The organism is Streptomyces sp. DH10 (genome assembly GCF_029813805.1).
GTDB lineage: Bacteria > Actinomycetota > Actinomycetes > Streptomycetales > Streptomycetaceae > Streptomyces > Streptomyces coeruleofuscus.
Window position 1 is genome coordinate 218,961 of the sequence record NZ_JARVKU010000001.1, and the last position, 14,690, is coordinate 233,650.

Below are 14,690 nucleotides of genomic sequence, written 5' to 3' on the forward strand. Positions count from 1 at the left end.
GTGCGCGGGAGGCGCGATGAGTGAGAACACTCTGCGCGAGGACACCCTGCGCATGCGGCCCGTCGCGAGCACCCGCGGCGAGGCCGGAGCGAGCGCGTCACGCGAGGCCGCCGCCCCGCCGAAGCAGTCCGGGCAGCGCGACGCGTTCTTCGACAACGCCAAGTACCTGGCGATCGTGCTGGTGGCGATAGGGCACGCCTGGGAGCCGTTGCGGGACGGCAGCCGGGCGGTCAGCGCGCTCTACATGGTCGTCTACGCCTTCCACATGCCGGCGTTCATCGTCATCTCCGGCTACTTCTCGCGCTCCTTCGACGCGAGCCCGGGGCGGGTCAGGCGTCTGGTCACCGGGCTCGCCGTTCCGTATGTCGTCTTCGAGACGGCGTACACACTGTTCACGCGCTGGACGGACCAGGAGCCCGACCGGCCCGTGAGCCTGCTGGATCCGCTGTATCTGACATGGTTCCTGGCGGCGCTGTTCATCTGGCGGCTGACCACGCCGGTGTGGCGGCGCGTGCGGTGGCCGCTGCCGGTCGCCCTCGTCATCGCGATGCTGGCGACGCTCTCGTCGTCCGTCGGCAACGACCTCGACCTGCAACGCACCCTTCAGTTCCTGCCGTACTTCGTCCTCGGTCTGCTGCTGAAGCCGGAGCACTTCCGGCTGGTGCGCCGCCGCTCGGCGCGTGTGCTGGCCGTGCCGGTCTTCGCCGGCGCGGTCGTCGTGGCCTACTGGGCGGTCCCGCGGATGACCGGCGCCTGGTTCTACCACCGCGACAGCGCCGAGGAACTCGCCGCGCCCGCCTGGTACGGGCCCGTGATGACGCTGGTGACCTTCGGCTGTTCGCTGGTCCTGGTGGCCTGCTTCCTCGCGTGGGTGCCCGGGCGCCGGGCGTGGTTCACGGTGCTGGGCGCGGGCACGCTGTACGGCTACCTGCTGCACGGCTTCGTCGCGCAGGGGTCCAAGTTCTGGGGTTGGTACGAGCCGGCGTGGGTCCACCGGCCCGTGGGCGTGGTCGTGGTGACGGTCTTCGCCGCGGTGCTCGTGACCGCCCTGTGCACCCCACCGGTGCGGCGGCTGTTCCGCTGGGTGATGGAGCCCGAGATGCCGTGGGCGTTCCGCCGGGACGCGCAGCAGCAGGCGCGGGACCGGAACGCCGTACGCGGGTGACGCCCCGCACCGCGCCAACCACCGACCGCCCCGCCTACCCCTCCCGCGTGAGCCGGATCAGCAGCACACCGGGCGTGCGCGGCACGGACACCCTCAGCCCGTCCCCGTCCCACACCGCCCCGCCCGCCTCCGCGGAGGACGGGTGCAGGACCTCCGCGCGGTCGCTCCGGCCCGCCCAGTGCCGGACGGGGACGCGCAGTTCGGCCGGTCCGCCCCGGCGCCAGACCGACAGGTACGCCGTGCGGTCACCGGGGACCGAGAGCCCCAGGGCCAGCCACTCGTCCTCCCAGCCGGGCAGGCCGAGCGGCCAGAACGGCAGGGCCCGCGCGAGGTCACCGCGGATCGACTTGTAGACCGCGACGGCATCCCGCACGAGGGCCAGCTGGTGGTCCGACATGCGGTCGAGATGGCCCGAGAGGTGGATACGGCCGAGCAGTGCCCCGCCGAGGGTCGTGGTGATCAGGTCGTCGTCGAAGCCGGGCTGCGGATAGGCCCAGACGGCACCCTGCTCGGGCGGGACGGCGGTCGGCGCGGCGACGGCGATGGGCGGGTAGCGCAGGGGGTCCTGCTGGTCGCTGGTGGACTGGAGCTGGGAGACGGCCAGGGTGGCGCCGTCCATGCGCATGCCGCCCGAGGCGCAGTTCTCCACGACGAGTCCGGGGTGGCGGTCCAGTACGCCGGACAGCCAGTCCAGGTAGGCGTGGGCGTGGCCCAGCAGCCCGGCTCCTGGTGCGAGGTCGCCGGGGGCCTGGGTGCCGGGGTCGACCACGATGTTGTAGTCCAGCTTGAGGTAGCCCACCCCCCAGTCGCCGACGATCCGGTCCACGGTCTTGTCGAGGTGGGCTCGGGCGGCCGGGTGCCGCAGGTCGAGCTGGTGGCGGCCCTGTTCGGTCAGGCGCACGCCGTCGCGCTGGAAGAACGCCTCGTCGGGCAGTTCGGCCGCGACGGGGCTGCGCACCCCGACGACCTCGGGCTCCAGCCACAGCCCGGGCACCATCCCGCGCTCCCGGATCCGGTCCAGGACGGCCCGGATGCCGCCGTCGGGGAAGCGGCGCGGCGAGGCCTGCCAGGCGCCGACGCTGTCCCACCAGCCCCGGGTGTCGTCGTCGTACCAGCCCGAGTCGATGCAGAAGTACTCGGCGCCGGCGTCCGCGGCGGCGTCGATCAGCGGCAGGAGCTTGGCCGTGGTCGGGTCGCCCATCAGGGTGTTCATGTAGTCGTTGAAGACGACGGGGAGGGCGGTGTGGTCCGGGTGCGGGCGGCGGATCGCCCGGCGGTAGGAGGTCAGGGCGCCGATCGCCGTGTCGAGGTCGGAGCCGAGTGCCAGGGCTCCGGGGACGGTGGTGAACTCCTCGCCCGGGCCGAGGCGGACCCGCCACTGGTGTTCCGCGTCGGTGGGGCCGTTCAGCGCCAGGTAGCTGCCGTGTGCGTGTTCGCCCAGGTCCCAGCGCCAGCCGGCCGGGGACTCGACCTGCCACGCCCAGGCCCGGCCGCCGCCGCGCTCCGTCAGCGCGCCCATGGCCAGGTGGCCGTCGGTGGGCCAGCTGCCGCGCCCGGTGAGGGCGAGAGCGGCCCGGCTGTCGTGCTCGTGGACGTCGACGTGGATGTCGGCGACGGAGGCGCGCAGCGGCTCGGCGTACCAACGGCACTCGGCGAGCCAGTCGTTGCGTGCCCGGTGGACGTCGAGGGCGTCCGGGGCGGGCAGGCCGCCGAGCAGGACGCTGCTGACGGACTGGACGACCAGGGGCGCACCGCCCTCGTTGCGGAGGCGGACTCGGGAGCGGAGGACGGACACGCCGGCGGGTGAGGCGAGTTCGACGAACGCCGTCAATCCGGTGTCCGGGTCGTGGAGTTCGGCGGTCAGCCACTCCCAGCCGTCGCGTCTGTCCGTGCGGTGGGTCCGGTAGGCGAGCCGGGCGCCGAAGGCCGTGCCGGTGAAGCGGGGGCCGGACCAGCCGCTGCCGTGCCCGAGGGCGGTGAGCTCCACGAGCGGGAGCGCGGAGTGCGGGGCGGCGGGTCGATCGTCGTCGGGATGGGCCAGTCGGACCAGCCGCAGGGTCCCGTCGGCGGCGATCGCGAACCCGGCCCGGAGGGCTTGATGCCCCCAAGTGAACTCGCCCTGCCGCTGGTTGGAGGCCATGTGCGCCGCATCCGCCGTGCCGGTCAAGGTGCTCCCCCTCCTGGCCCCGCCCCGTCGTCGGGGAGCGGAGGTCCGCGTGAATCCCTCGTTACGGTCTCTTGACGACCCAAGTGTGACCGGTCACAATCCTCGCATGAATGTGACCGGTCACACAAGGCGCCCGGCGAGCATCAGGGACGTCGCGACCGCCGCGGGGGTCTCGTACCAGACGGTCTCGCGGGTGATCAACGGCCATCCCAGCGTCCGGCCGTCCACCCGGGAGCGGGTGCTCGCCGCCATCGACGAACTGGGCTTCCGCCGCAACGCGACCGCCCTCGCCCTGGCCAGCGGCCGCACCCGGGCCGTGACCGTGCTGACCGCGAACACCACCCACTACGGCTACGCCTCGATCCTCCAGGGCATCGAGGAGGCCGCCCGGGCTGCGTCGTACGCGGTCGGGATCGGGGTGCTGGAGTCGGCCGAGGACGCGGCCGTCGCCGCCGAGGTGCAGCGCGCGGCGGACGCGGGCGGCGGGATCGTCGTGATCGCATACGATCCGGCCGGTGTCCGGGCGCTGGAAGCCGTGCCCGCCGGGCTGCCGGTGGTGGGCGTGGTCGAGACCCCGGCGACCCCGCCCGGCGGCGACCGCCCATGGGTGTGGGCCGACGACCGCGAGGCGGCCTACCAGGCGACCCGCCATCTGCTCTCCCTCGGCCACGAGACCGTGCACTACGTGGCCATCCCGTCCAGCACCCGCCGCACCAGCGCCCGCACCAGCGGCTGGCGGCAGGCGCTGAAGGAGGCCGGTGCCCCGGAAAGCCGCCCCGTGCAGAGCAGTTGGGGGCCGGCGGGCGGTCACGCGGCCGGGCTGAAGCTGGCGAGGGACCAGTCCGTCACCGCGGTCCTGTGCGGCAACGACGACCTCGCGCTCGGCGTGCTGCGCGCCCTGCACGAGTCCGGCCGCTCGGTGCCGGGCGAGGTCAGTGTGGCCGGTTTCGACGACGCCCCGCACTCCGGCTTCCTCACCCCGTCCCTGACGACCGTACGCCTGGATTTCACCGGCCTCGGGCGGTCCGCGTTCGCCCTGCTGCACGGCGCGCTGGAGGAGTCCGCGCCGGTCGCCCCGCATCCCGTGTCCGTACCGGAACTGGTGGTGCGGGAGAGCTCGGGGCCGCCGCCCGCCGGCGCCTGAACCACCGATGCCTGAACGACCCGAACGAGCCCAGCAGTTGTGAGTCCCGCTTTGTGAATCGAACCGCCTGCTCCGAAAGGCACGAGATGAAGACAAGAGCACTCCCCGCCCTGGCGCTGATATGCGCCGCCGGCCTGGCCGCCACCGCGTGCAGCGACCCGACCGCCGGGGACTCCGGTTCGGACGGTTCGGACGCCAAACCGGCGGCGGTGAATCCGACCGCCCGGCTGGACGGCGTGAAGCTGACCATGTGGACCGCGCAGAACACGGTGAACGCGCCCAAGCAGGTCATCGACGCCTTCGAGAAGGCCACCGGCGCCGAGGTCGACACCCAGGCGATCCCGGACCTCTACGAGCAGAACGTGCCGACGAAGCTGGCCTCGGGCGACCGCCCCGACCTGATGTTCTGGCAGCCGTCCATCTCCACGCTGCCGTTCATCCAGCCGAAGCAGAACCTGCTGCCCCTCGACGGGGAACCCTGGGAGGCCAAGCTCGGCGACACCGAGAGGTCCCTCGGCGTCATCGACGGCAAGCGCTACGCGGCGATCGTCACCAGCCCCGCCATGCTCGGCGTCTATTACAACAAGGACGTCTTCAAGCAGGCCGGACTGAGCGAGAAGGACTTCCCCAAGTCCTACGACGAGCTGCTCGCCCTCGGCCGCAAGGTCGTCGACAAGACCGACGCGGCCGCCTTCTACGAGGCCGGCGGCGACAAGTGGCCTCTCCAGTGGCAGATGCAGGTCCAGCTCACCGACCTCGACCGGCAGTGGTGGGCCGATCTGAACGCCGGCAAGAAGAAGTGGACCGACCCGGTCGTCGTCGGCGCGATCAAGAAGTACAAGGAGAAACTGCTCGACGCGGGGCTCGCCCAGAAGAACTACCGGACGGGCACCTTCACCGGGCAGGCCGACGCGCTGTGGAAGGGCGACGCCGGCATGGTCCTCAACGTCACGTCCTTCCAGAGCCAGTTGCAGGCCAAGTACTCCACCGCCGAGCTCGACAAGAAGATCGGCTGGTTCCCGGTCGCCAACTCCTCGGCCACCGGCCTGTACTCCCCCGACCAGACCAACGGTGTCGTCGCCTTCAAGACCGGTGACGACAAGCGGCAGAACGCGGCCCGGCAGTTCCTCGCCTTCTGGCTCGGCCCGGACTACCCGGACTACATCAAGACGATGAAGATCCCGTCCGTGCAGCCGTCCGTGCCCACCCCCGGCGGCCTGCCCGAGGCTTCCAAGGCCCAGGTCGCGGCCCTGCCCAAGGCCATCGGCGTCTTCCAGGCCAAGGCGATCGTCGCCCCCGACACCCACCTCTACCTGGCCGACATGATCTTCGGCAAGAAGAGCCCGCAGCAGGTCGCGCAGGCGATCCAGGATCAGTTCGCGCAGGTGGCCAAGGCCCAGGGCGTCCCCGGGTTCTGACCATGGCGGACACGGTCGTACGTACGCGCAAGCAGCCGGCTGCACAAGGCGCACCGAAGGGCGTGGGACGGCTGCCACGCGCCGCCGTGCACCACCCCTGGTGGTTCGCGCTCCCCGCGATCGTCGTCTTCGCGGGCTTCTTCCTGGTGCCCAACCTGCTGAACTTCTACTACCCGTTCACCAACTGGTCCTCGTACCACGCGGACATCGCCTTCACGGGCCTGGACAACTTCCAGACCATCGCCGAGGACGGCTCGCTGCTGCGGGCGATCCGCACGACCCTGGTGTACGCGCTGCTGGCGGCCTTGTTCCAGAACGGCTTCGGGCTCGTGCTGGCGCTGCTGCTGGAGGACGACAGCCGCTTCAACCGGTTCTTCCGCGCCGTCTTCTTCCTGCCGGTGCTGATCTCGGCGCTGGCGACGGGTTACGTCTTCCAGGCGCTGCTCGACCAGGACGGGGCCGTCAACTCCGTTCTGGGCACGGACATCCCGTGGCTGGGCTCGACCACCTGGACGCTGGTGATCGTCACGCTCATCCACGGGTGGAAGTGGATGGGCCTGTCGATGCTCATCTATCTGGCCGGGCTCAAGGGCATCCCCGGCGAGATGCTGGAGGCCGCGAAGTGCGACGGCGCGGGGCCCTGGCGGACCTTCTGGTCGGTGCGCTGGCCGATGCTGGCGCCCGCCGTCACCTTCAACGTCACCACCGCGCTGATCGGTTCGATGAACACCTTCGACATCGTGCAGGCCACGACGGGCGGCGGCCCCGCCGCCTCCACCGAGGTCTTCAACATCTACATGTTCCGGATCTTCGGGCAGGGCCTGTACGCGCAGGCGTCCGCGATGAGTCTCGTCCTCTTCCTGGTCGTGGTCGCCGTGGCGATCCCGCTGGTCGTGGGGCTCCGGCGAAGGGAGCAGCTGCTGTGACCGCGGTGTGGCGGTACGGCCGCCCGTCCCTCGTCGTCCTGCTCGCCGCGCTGGCCGTGGGCGTGCCGCTGTGGCTGGTCGCCGTCACCTCGGCCAAGCCGCAGGCCGAGGCGATCAAGCCGAACCTGGACCTGCCGCGGCAGTGGCAGCCCGCGAGCAACTACGCGGACGCCGTCAGCCAGGGCGAGATGCTGCGCGGGTTCCTCAACTCGCTGCTGGTCGTGGTGCCTTCGGTGGTCCTGGTGCTGATCCTGGGTGCGGGCGCCGCCTGGGTCTTCGCGCGCCGCAAGTCGAAGCTGGTCTCGGCGGCGTACGCGCTGTGCATCAGCGGACTGCTGCTGCCGCCGGCCGTCATCACGATCGTGATGGAGCTGCGGCAGCTGGGGCTGTCCAACACCCGCCCCGGCATGATCGCCGTCTACACCGGGATGTACCTGTCGACGTCGATCTTCTTCATGACCGGGTTCATCCGCGCCATCCCCATGGAGCTGGAGGAGGCGGCCCGGATGGACGGGGCGAGCCCGTCCCGCATCTTCTGGCGGATCGTCCTGCCGCTGCTCCGGCCGGTGATCGCCACCGCGACGATCATGGTGATGCTCTACGCCTGGAGCGACATCTTCTACGCGTTCTTCGTCCTCGGCGGCGGAGACCGGGCGACCCTGCCGCTCAACCTCTACCAGGTCGCCAGCGCCCAGCTCTACCTCAACAACTGGCATCTCGTCTTCGCGTACGTCGTGGTGATGAGCCTGCCCATGGTCGCCGTGTTCCTCGTCGGCCAGCGAAAGATCGTGTCCGGAATCACCAGTGGAGCCGTGAAGTGACTGGAGGTCCAGCAGCGTGATCACCCCCACCCGCACGAGAGCCGGTACGAGGTCCCGTACCAGAACCGCCTTGATGACAGCACTACTTGGAGCAGCCGCCATGGCAGCCACTCTCCCCGCAGCCGGCAACGCGGCAGCGGTAGCCGACCCACAGCGCCTCACGGTCGACCTCAAAGCCTCCGAGGGCCCGGTGATGCTCGGCGCCAACGGTTCGCTGTACGGGGTCAGCGACGACGGGGTGCCCAGCGACGCCGCGATGGCGCCCCTGAAGATCACGAGCATCTCGCAGAAGCCGGAGGGCGGCGCGCAGCACCCCAACGGCGACGCGCTCACGGTCTCCAAGTCGTTCTTCCGCAACGGCGGCGGCGAGATCAACGTGATGATGCAGGACATCTACGCCAAGTGGCCGTACGAGGACCTCGGCATCGACGACTATCTCCCCAAGGTCGACAAGATCGCCAAGGAGGTCTCGGCCGACCCGAACAGCGAGCGCTTCGTCTACATCCCGTTCAACGAGCCGGACCAGATCTGGTACAAGCTCGACGTCGCCGACCAGGCCCAGTACGAGAAGAACCGCGACCGGTTCTTCAAGGACTGGAAGACGGTGTACCAGCGGATCCGCGCGATCGACCCGAACGCGAGGATCGCCGGACCCAACGAAGCCGCCTACCACACCCGCCTGCTGAAGGACTTCCTCGCCTTCGCGAAGCGCGAGAACGTGCTCCCCCAGGTGATGACCTGGCACGAGCTCGGTTCCGGCTCGCTGCGCGACTTCCAGGCACACTACGACGACTACCGCAAGCTGGAGCGCGAGGCGGGCATAGCCCCGCTGAAGATCAACATCGACGAGTACGCCAACCGCCGCGACCTGTCCGTGCCCGGGCAACTGGTGCAGTGGGTCTCGATGTTCGAGCGCAACAAGGTGTACGCCAACATGGCGTACTGGGACGCGGCCGGCAACCTCAGCGGCCACGTCGTGCGGTCGAACATCCCCAACGGCGGCTGGTGGCTCTTCCGCTGGTACGCGGGCATGACCGGCAACACCGTGAAGGTGACGCCGCCGCAGCCCAACACCATCGACACGCTCCAAGGGCTCGCCTCCCTCGACACCTCCCGCCGCCAGGCGCAGGTCCTGCTCGGCGGCTCCGCGGCCGACTCGGACGTGGTCGTGCAGGGCGTCCCCCGGTCGGTGTTCGGCCGTACGGTCACCGCGACCGTCGCCGAGGCCGCCTGGTCCGGTTACGAGGGGCAGCACGCGGCGCCGCGGGTCCTCGCGCGCACCAAGGTGAAGGTCGCGGACGACGGTTCGGTGACCGTGCCGCTGCGCGGCCTGCACAAGATGTCGGCCTACCGCGTCGTCCTCACCCCCGGCGGCTCCGGCACCCCGTCCGCCGCCTCCGTGCCGTGGTCGGCGTCGTACGAGGCCGAGGACGCGGCGATCACCGACGGCAAGGTCTACACCCAGGGCACGGTCCAGAACGCCAACGGCTACGCGGCCTCCGGCACCAAGGACGTCGGCTCGCTCAACCAGCCCGGCAGCAAGGTCGCCTTCTCGGTGACGGTGCCGAAGGACGGCACGTACGACCTGGCGATCCTGTACGGCAACCAGTCCGGCGGGCCCGCCACGCAGAAGCTGTCGGTCGACGGCGGCGACCCGGTGACGGTCACCTACCCCTCCACCGAGAACTGGACGTACCGCGCCAAGAAGGACGTCAGTGTCCAACTCAAGGCGGGCACGCACCAGCTGACCCTGTCCAAGGGCGACGCCGAGGTCACCCTGGACCGGATCGACCTGACCACGCGGACGGGCGCGCCCTCCGCGTCCTACGAGGCCACGCTGGCGGACATCAGCGGCAAGCCGTCGTACGACTACACCTCGTCGGCCGGTGTGGGCACGGGCTCCCTGGTGCTGCGCTCCGGCGACAAGGCGGTGTTCGACGTCTACGCCCCGCGCGACGGCTACTACACCGTGGTGCCGCGGACCTCGGCGGCCGTGAAGCTCGCGCTGCACGGGGAGACGGTCAAGGCCGCGCCCGGCCGCCCGCTGCGGCTCTACCTCGTCGCGGGCAACAACCGGATCGCGATGACGTCGGGCCACTCCGCCGTCCGCTCCCTCGACGTCTCCGGTGACGGCTCGGCCGCCGGCACCCTCTCCTACGAGGGCGCCAAGGCCACGCTCGCCGGCGGGGCCAAGCTCGTCGACTCCCCGCACGCGTCCGCCGGCTCGTACATCGGCTGGCTCGGCAACAGCGCTTCCAGCACCGCCGAGTTCACGGTCGACGCGCCTCGGTCCGGCCGCTACCTGCTGGTCGTCCACTACGCGCACAACGACCGCCGGGACAACGGCCACGCCTACAACACGGACATCATGTCCCGTACGGCGGACGTCACGGTCGGGTCCGCGGACCCGGTGAAGGTCACCTTCAAGAACACCTGGAGCTGGGACGACTACTGGACCGTCGGCGTCCCGGTCGATCTGGCGAAGGGCGCGAACAAGGTGACGTTCGGCAACGCGAGCGCCTGGGCGCCGAACATCGACCGGATCGAGCTGGGCCGGATCGTGGGCTGAACCACGCGGTGAGGTGAGTTTGCTCGCCTCACAGGGGTGCCGCGGCACGCGGCACCCCACCCCTCAAAGGGGCGTCGCGGCGTGCAGGATGAGCACCATCGTGACGGCGGAGTTCGCGGACGACATCGCCGACACGGCCGTTCCGGCCGCCGCGCCCCACGCCGCCAGCCCGACCGAGGTGAAGACCGGGGGCCAGTCGCGTACGGCGGGTGGCGGGCCCAGCAGGGCCGCCACCCGGCGCGGCACCGGGCCCGGAGCGGCCAGTCCCGCGAGCGTGGGCGCCGGGGTGCCCCGCGAGATCAGGGCGGCCGTGCCGATGGCACGCGCCACCGTGCGGCGGCTGCCGACCGCCCGGGCCGCCTCCTCGTCCGCCCACCGCTCGGCCGTGTACGCCACGGCGGTGCGCAGCGGCCGCAGGAACGGGTTGGCCCGGGCCGCGAGCTGCACGGTGAGCAGGAAACGGTCGTGCCGGGCGGCGAGGTGCGCCCGCTCGTGGGCGAACAGGGCCCGGCGCTCGGCCGGCCGGAGCCGGTCCAGCAGCGCCGTGGTCACCACGACACGCCCCCCGCGCCGACCACGGACACGGCGCCCGGCACGGCCGTGCGGCGCACCATCACCCGGGCGACCGCCACGCCGAGCACCGCCCCGGGGGGCATCAATGCCTCGGCTCCCACCACCGGGCAGCGCATACGCATAAGGAACGCCGTCCGGCAGCACGGCCACCTCCGTGTCCGGCAGCCCGGCCAGCGCGCGGTGGGCCTGGCGGCGTACCCGGGCGTGCCGCCACAGCGTGCGGGCGCAGGCGACGACCACCGCGCACAGCGCGGGAATCGCGGCCTTGCCGACGACCTCGTCGAACGGGACCGCCGCCCGCACCTCGGGGTCCGACCAGCCGTCGGGCAGCGGGTTGCCGGGCAGTTGGGCGGTGCCGACCACCATGACCAGGCCCAGGCACACCGTGCTGCACAACGCCAGCACCGCGGCCATCGCCGTCAGCAACCGGGTCGCGGTGCGTGGATGCAGATGCTGTTCGGCCAGACGCGCGACCGGCCATGCCGTGAGCGGGAGAACCAGTGGCAGAAAGACGAAGACCCCCATGAGGCTTCAGTCTTCCCCTTCGCCGTGGGCTTGATCCAGCAGGTCACGCAGCAGCCGCTCGTCGTCCGGGCCGAGGCCGGTGAGGAAGCTGGCCAGCACGGCCCCGCGGTCGCTCTCGGCGTCGAGCACCTTGCGCATCTTCCGGGCGGCCAGGCCCGCCTCGTCCGCGGCGGGCGTCCACGCGAAGGACCGGCCCACCCGCTCCCGGGTGACCGCGCCCTTGCCCAGCAGCCGGGTCAGGATCGTGATGACCGTCGTGTACGCGAGGTCACCGCCGAGGCGTTCCTGCACCCAGCCGGCCGTCACCGGGCCGTCCGCCTCGCGCAGTGCCGACAGCACCAGCGCCTCCAGCTCGCCCTGCCCCCGCCGGGGACGCTGCCGGGGTTCCGTCACCGCCCTGTCTCCCTTCGCCGCCCTGCCTTGCCCTGCGGACATCGTATAGATCCGCGGGGCCGACCCCGGCTACTTCTACAGTGCTGTAGATTTCACTGTGCTCGGTACCGACGTCCGACACAGCAACCGGCAAGGAGACCCTGTGGCCGATCCGCCCCGCCTTCACCCCGAGGACCGCGCGGACTTCGAAGCGGTACTGGATCTGGCGCTGAGCAGCGCCGACATCCACCGCGCCGTGCGCGCCGACCCGACCGGCAGGACGGCCGCGCAGCTGCGCGCCCACGCGCTCGCCCACGCCGACGACATCACGGCGGCGGCCGGCGAGCCCTACCGCGCCTACCTCGCCGCACGGACCGCCGCCCGGCAGGACGCGCGGCGCCCGCTCGCCACCGGCACCCTGCTGCCCGCCCTCGCGGTGCTCACGCCGCTCGTGGCGGCGACGTCCGCCGGGGCTCTGCTCCTGCTCGGCAGCCTGCTCCAAGTCGCCGACGCACCGGGGCCGTTGCCCGGGTCGCTCGTCGCGGCCGGCTGGACGCTGGCGCTCGTGGCGGCCGTGACCGGTCTCGTCGGCCTGGCCGCGCTGCTGCGCTCGGCCCTGGGCGGGCGGGCCGACCGCGTGGAGCACGCCCGGCTCGCCTGGCGGCAGGCCCTGCTCGACCGCGGCATCCTGCCCCATCTGCTCCGGCATCCGGCGGTCGCACATGCCGAGGCGGGGATCACACCGAGCTCCCCGCCCGATACGCTCGCGCCGTGCCCGGCCCGGGCGGGAAAGGACAGGACATCATGTTCGGACTGAGCGAGCTCGCGATCCTCCTCATCGTCGTCATAGCCGTGATCGGAGCCAGGAAGCTGCCCGAACTGGCCCGGTCGGCCGGCAAGTCGGCCCGCATCCTCAAGGCAGAGGCACGAGCCGCGAAGGACGAGGAGGCCGGGGCGGGAGCCGCCCCGCGGGTGCTCCAGGGCGAGATCGTCCCGCCGGGCACGGGCACGCCCCCGCCCGGCGCGCGGGCGGCGGACGCCCCGGACCCCCGCTGATCCGCTCCCTGCCTACAGCGTGCGCTCCAGGCGGTCGGCCACGAGCTTGACGAAGCGTGCGGGGTCCTTGGGCTGGCCGCCCTCGGCGAGCACCGCCAGCGTGTGGAGCAGCTCGGCGGACTCGACGAGACCCGAGCGGTCCTCGCGCTCCTTGTACGCCTCGTTCAGGTTCTTCACCAGCGGGTGGCCGGGGTTGAGTTCGAGGATCCGCTTGGTGCGCGGCACCTCCTGGCCCATCGCCCGGTACATGTTCTCCAGGGCCGGGGTCAGGTCGTGCGCGTCCGAGACGACGCAGGCCGGGGAGACGGTGAGCCGCGCCGACAGACGCACCTCCTTGAGGTCCTCGTCCAGCTGCTCCCGCATCCAGCCGAGCAGTCCCGCGTAGTCCTCGGCCTGCTTCTCCCGCTCCCCCTCGGCCTTCTCGTCCTTCTCGCCGTCGAGGTCGATCTCGCCCTTGGCGACGGAGCGCAGCTTCTTGCCCTCGTACTCGCCGACGGCGTCGACCCACACCTCGTCGACCGCGTCGGTGAGCAGCAGGACCTCGATGCCCTTGTCCCGGAACGCCTCCATGTGCGGGGAGTTCTCGATGCTCTGCCGGGACTCGCCGGTGATGTAATAGATGTCGTCCTGGCCGTCCTTCATCCGCTCCACGTACTGCGCGAGCGTGGTCGGCTCGTCCTCGGCGTGCGTGGTGGCGAACGACGCGACGGCGAGGATGGCGTCCCGGTTCTCGGAGTCGGTGACCAGGCCCTCCTTCAGGGCGGTGCCGAACTCGCGCCAGAACGTGGCGTAGCGGTCGGCGTCCTTGGTCTTGACCTCCTTGATCGTGGACAGGACCTTCTTGGTCAGCCGGCGCTGCATCATCCGGATGTGCCGGTCCTGCTGGAGGATCTCGCGGGAGACGTTGAGCGAGAGGTCCTGGGCGTCGACGACGCCCTTGACGAAGCGGAGGTAGGGCGGCAGCAGCGCCTCGCAGTCGTCCATGATGAAGACGCGCTTCACATACAGCTGGACGCCGCGCTTGAAGTCCCGCGTGAACAGGTCGTGCGGGGCGTGCGAGGGGACGAAGAGCAGGGCCTGGTACTCGAAGGTGCCCTCGGCCTGGAGCCGGATCGTCTCCAGCGGCTCGCGCCAGTCGTGGCTGATGTGCTTGTACAGCTCGTGGTACTCGTCGTCGGACACCTCGTCGCGCGACCGCGCCCACAGGGCCTTCATCGAGTTCAGCGTCTCGGGCTCGGGCGCGTCCTCGCCGTCGGCCTTCTCCGGGACCATCCGGATCGGCCAGGTGATGAAGTCCGAGTACCGCTTGACGATCTGCTTGATCGTCCACGGCGACGTGTAGTCGTGGAGCTGGTTCTCCGGGTCGGCGGGCTTGAGGTGGAGCGTGACGGAGGTGCCCTGCGGCGCGTCGTCGACCTTGTCCAGCGTGTACGTGGACTCGCCGCGGGACGTCCAGCGGGTCCCCTGGCCCTCGCCGGCGCGCCGGGTCACCAGTGTCACCTCGTCCGCCACCATGAAGCCGGAGTAGAAGCCGACACCGAACTGGCCGATGAGCCCCTCGGCATTGGCCGCGTCCTGGGCCTCCCGCAGCTCCTTCAGGAAGGTGGCCGTACCGGAGTTGGCGATGGTGCCGATGAGCTGTCCGACCTCGTCGTACGACATCCCGATGCCGTTGTCCCGCACCGTGAGGGTCCGGGCCTCCTTGTCGACGTCGATCTCGATGTGCAGGTCGGACACGTCGGCGTCGAGCGAGTCGTCCCGCAGCTTCTCCAGACGCAGCTTGTCCAGCGCGTCGGAGGCGTTGGAGACGAGCTCCCGCAGGAAGACATCCTTGTTCGAGTAGACCGAGTGGATCATCAGCTGGAGCAGCTGACGTGCCTCTACCTGGAACTCAAACGTTTCGGTCGTCATGGTTCGCGAATACCTCACAGGTCCCACAGTCGCCTGAAGCTGG

12 protein-coding genes are annotated in these 14,690 nt (G+C 71.1%); 8 read left to right on the top strand and 4 right to left on the bottom strand.

Annotated elements, in window-relative coordinates; translation table 11 throughout:
- The first annotated feature begins 16 nt into the window (after nt 1-16).
- Nucleotides 17-1,165, top strand: coding sequence for an acyltransferase family protein (locus QC385_RS00940; protein ID WP_443032818.1), 1,149 nt, complete (start codon nt 17-19; stop codon nt 1,163-1,165).
- 34 nt (nt 1,166-1,199) lie between these two features.
- Here the strand turns inward: QC385_RS00940 and QC385_RS00945 are convergent, their stop codons facing one another.
- Nucleotides 1,200-3,332 carry a glycoside hydrolase family 36 protein gene (locus tag QC385_RS00945; RefSeq protein WP_443032819.1) on the bottom strand — a complete coding sequence of 711 codons (2,133 nt, stop codon included), beginning with the start codon at nt 3,330-3,332 and terminating at the stop codon, nt 1,200-1,202.
- Nucleotides 3,333-3,438: 106 nt separating this feature from the next.
- Here QC385_RS00945 and QC385_RS00950 point away from each other — a divergent pair, with 106 nt between their 5' ends.
- The 5 genes from QC385_RS00950 to QC385_RS00970 all read left to right on the top strand — a co-directional run bounded on the left by QC385_RS00950 (nt 3,439) and on the right by QC385_RS00970 (nt 10,210).
- A complete protein-coding gene (locus QC385_RS00950; protein WP_279539299.1) occupies nt 3,439-4,476 on the top strand; it encodes a LacI family DNA-binding transcriptional regulator in 1,038 nt (345 codons plus the stop codon).
- An 86-nt stretch (nt 4,477-4,562) separates the two neighbouring features.
- Nucleotides 4,563-5,894, top strand: coding sequence for an ABC transporter substrate-binding protein (locus tag QC385_RS00955; RefSeq protein WP_279539300.1), 1,332 nt, complete (start codon nt 4,563-4,565; stop codon nt 5,892-5,894).
- A gap of 2 nt (nt 5,895-5,896) precedes the next feature.
- Nucleotides 5,897-6,820, top strand: coding sequence for a carbohydrate ABC transporter permease (locus QC385_RS00960; RefSeq protein ID WP_086851054.1), 924 nt, complete (start codon nt 5,897-5,899; stop codon nt 6,818-6,820).
- The gene (locus tag QC385_RS00965; protein WP_086851056.1) at nt 6,817-7,641 is read left to right on the top strand and encodes a carbohydrate ABC transporter permease; all 825 of its coding nucleotides are present in this window, start codon (nt 6,817-6,819) and stop codon (nt 7,639-7,641) included. The genes QC385_RS00960 and QC385_RS00965 overlap by 4 nt, the downstream gene beginning before the upstream one ends.
- Nucleotides 7,642-7,741: 100 nt before the next feature.
- A complete protein-coding gene (locus tag QC385_RS00970; protein ID WP_279539301.1) occupies nt 7,742-10,210 on the top strand; it encodes a CBM35 domain-containing protein in 2,469 nt (822 codons plus the stop codon).
- Between the two features lie 63 nt (nt 10,211-10,273).
- Here QC385_RS00970 and QC385_RS00975 read toward each other — a convergent pair whose 3' ends face one another.
- Nucleotides 10,274-11,308 (bottom strand): M56 family metallopeptidase, encoded by a 1,035-nt coding sequence (locus QC385_RS00975; protein WP_279539302.1) that lies wholly within the window; start codon nt 11,306-11,308, stop codon nt 10,274-10,276.
- A 6-nt stretch (nt 11,309-11,314) separates the two neighbouring features.
- Nucleotides 11,315-11,701, bottom strand: coding sequence for a BlaI/MecI/CopY family transcriptional regulator (locus tag QC385_RS00980; protein ID WP_279539303.1), 387 nt, complete (start codon nt 11,699-11,701; stop codon nt 11,315-11,317).
- Between the two features lie 142 nt (nt 11,702-11,843).
- On the opposite strand from QC385_RS00980, the gene QC385_RS00985 reads away from it, so the two are divergent.
- Nucleotides 11,844-12,497, top strand: coding sequence for a hypothetical protein (locus QC385_RS00985; protein WP_279539304.1), 654 nt, complete (start codon nt 11,844-11,846; stop codon nt 12,495-12,497).
- On the top strand, nt 12,485-12,736 hold the full coding sequence (locus tag QC385_RS00990) for a twin-arginine translocase TatA/TatE family subunit (RefSeq protein ID WP_279539305.1): 252 nt from the start codon (nt 12,485-12,487) through the stop codon (nt 12,734-12,736). The genes QC385_RS00985 and QC385_RS00990 overlap by 13 nt, the downstream gene beginning before the upstream one ends.
- A gap of 12 nt (nt 12,737-12,748) precedes the next feature.
- Here QC385_RS00990 and htpG read toward each other — a convergent pair whose 3' ends face one another.
- Complete coding sequence (htpG, locus tag QC385_RS00995) at nt 12,749-14,647, bottom strand: molecular chaperone HtpG (protein WP_279539306.1); 1,899 nt, start codon at nt 14,645-14,647, stop codon at nt 12,749-12,751.
- Between the last annotated feature and the right edge of the window lie 43 nt (nt 14,648-14,690).

Excerpts from the sequence above, each read along its gene's own strand:
- QC385_RS00960 (WP_086851054.1), top strand. The coding sequence starts at position 5,897 with ATGGCGGACACGGTCGTACGTACGCGCAAGCAGCCGGCTGCACAAGGC.
- QC385_RS00950 (WP_279539299.1), top strand. The coding sequence starts at position 3,439 with ATGAATGTGACCGGTCACACAAGGCGCCCGGCGAGCATCAGGGACGTC.
- QC385_RS00955 (WP_279539300.1), top strand. The coding sequence starts at position 4,563 with ATGAAGACAAGAGCACTCCCCGCCCTGGCGCTGATATGCGCCGCCGGC.
- QC385_RS00970 (WP_279539301.1), top strand. The coding sequence starts at position 7,742 with ATGGCAGCCACTCTCCCCGCAGCCGGCAACGCGGCAGCGGTAGCCGAC.
- QC385_RS00940 (WP_443032818.1), top strand. The coding sequence starts at position 17 with ATGAGTGAGAACACTCTGCGCGAGGACACCCTGCGCATGCGGCCCGTC.
- htpG (WP_279539306.1), bottom strand. The coding sequence starts at position 14,647 with ATGACGACCGAAACGTTTGAGTTCCAGGTAGAGGCACGTCAGCTGCTC.
- QC385_RS00975 (WP_279539302.1), bottom strand. The coding sequence starts at position 11,308 with ATGGGGGTCTTCGTCTTTCTGCCACTGGTTCTCCCGCTCACGGCATGG.
- QC385_RS00990 (WP_279539305.1), top strand. The coding sequence starts at position 12,485 with ATGTTCGGACTGAGCGAGCTCGCGATCCTCCTCATCGTCGTCATAGCC.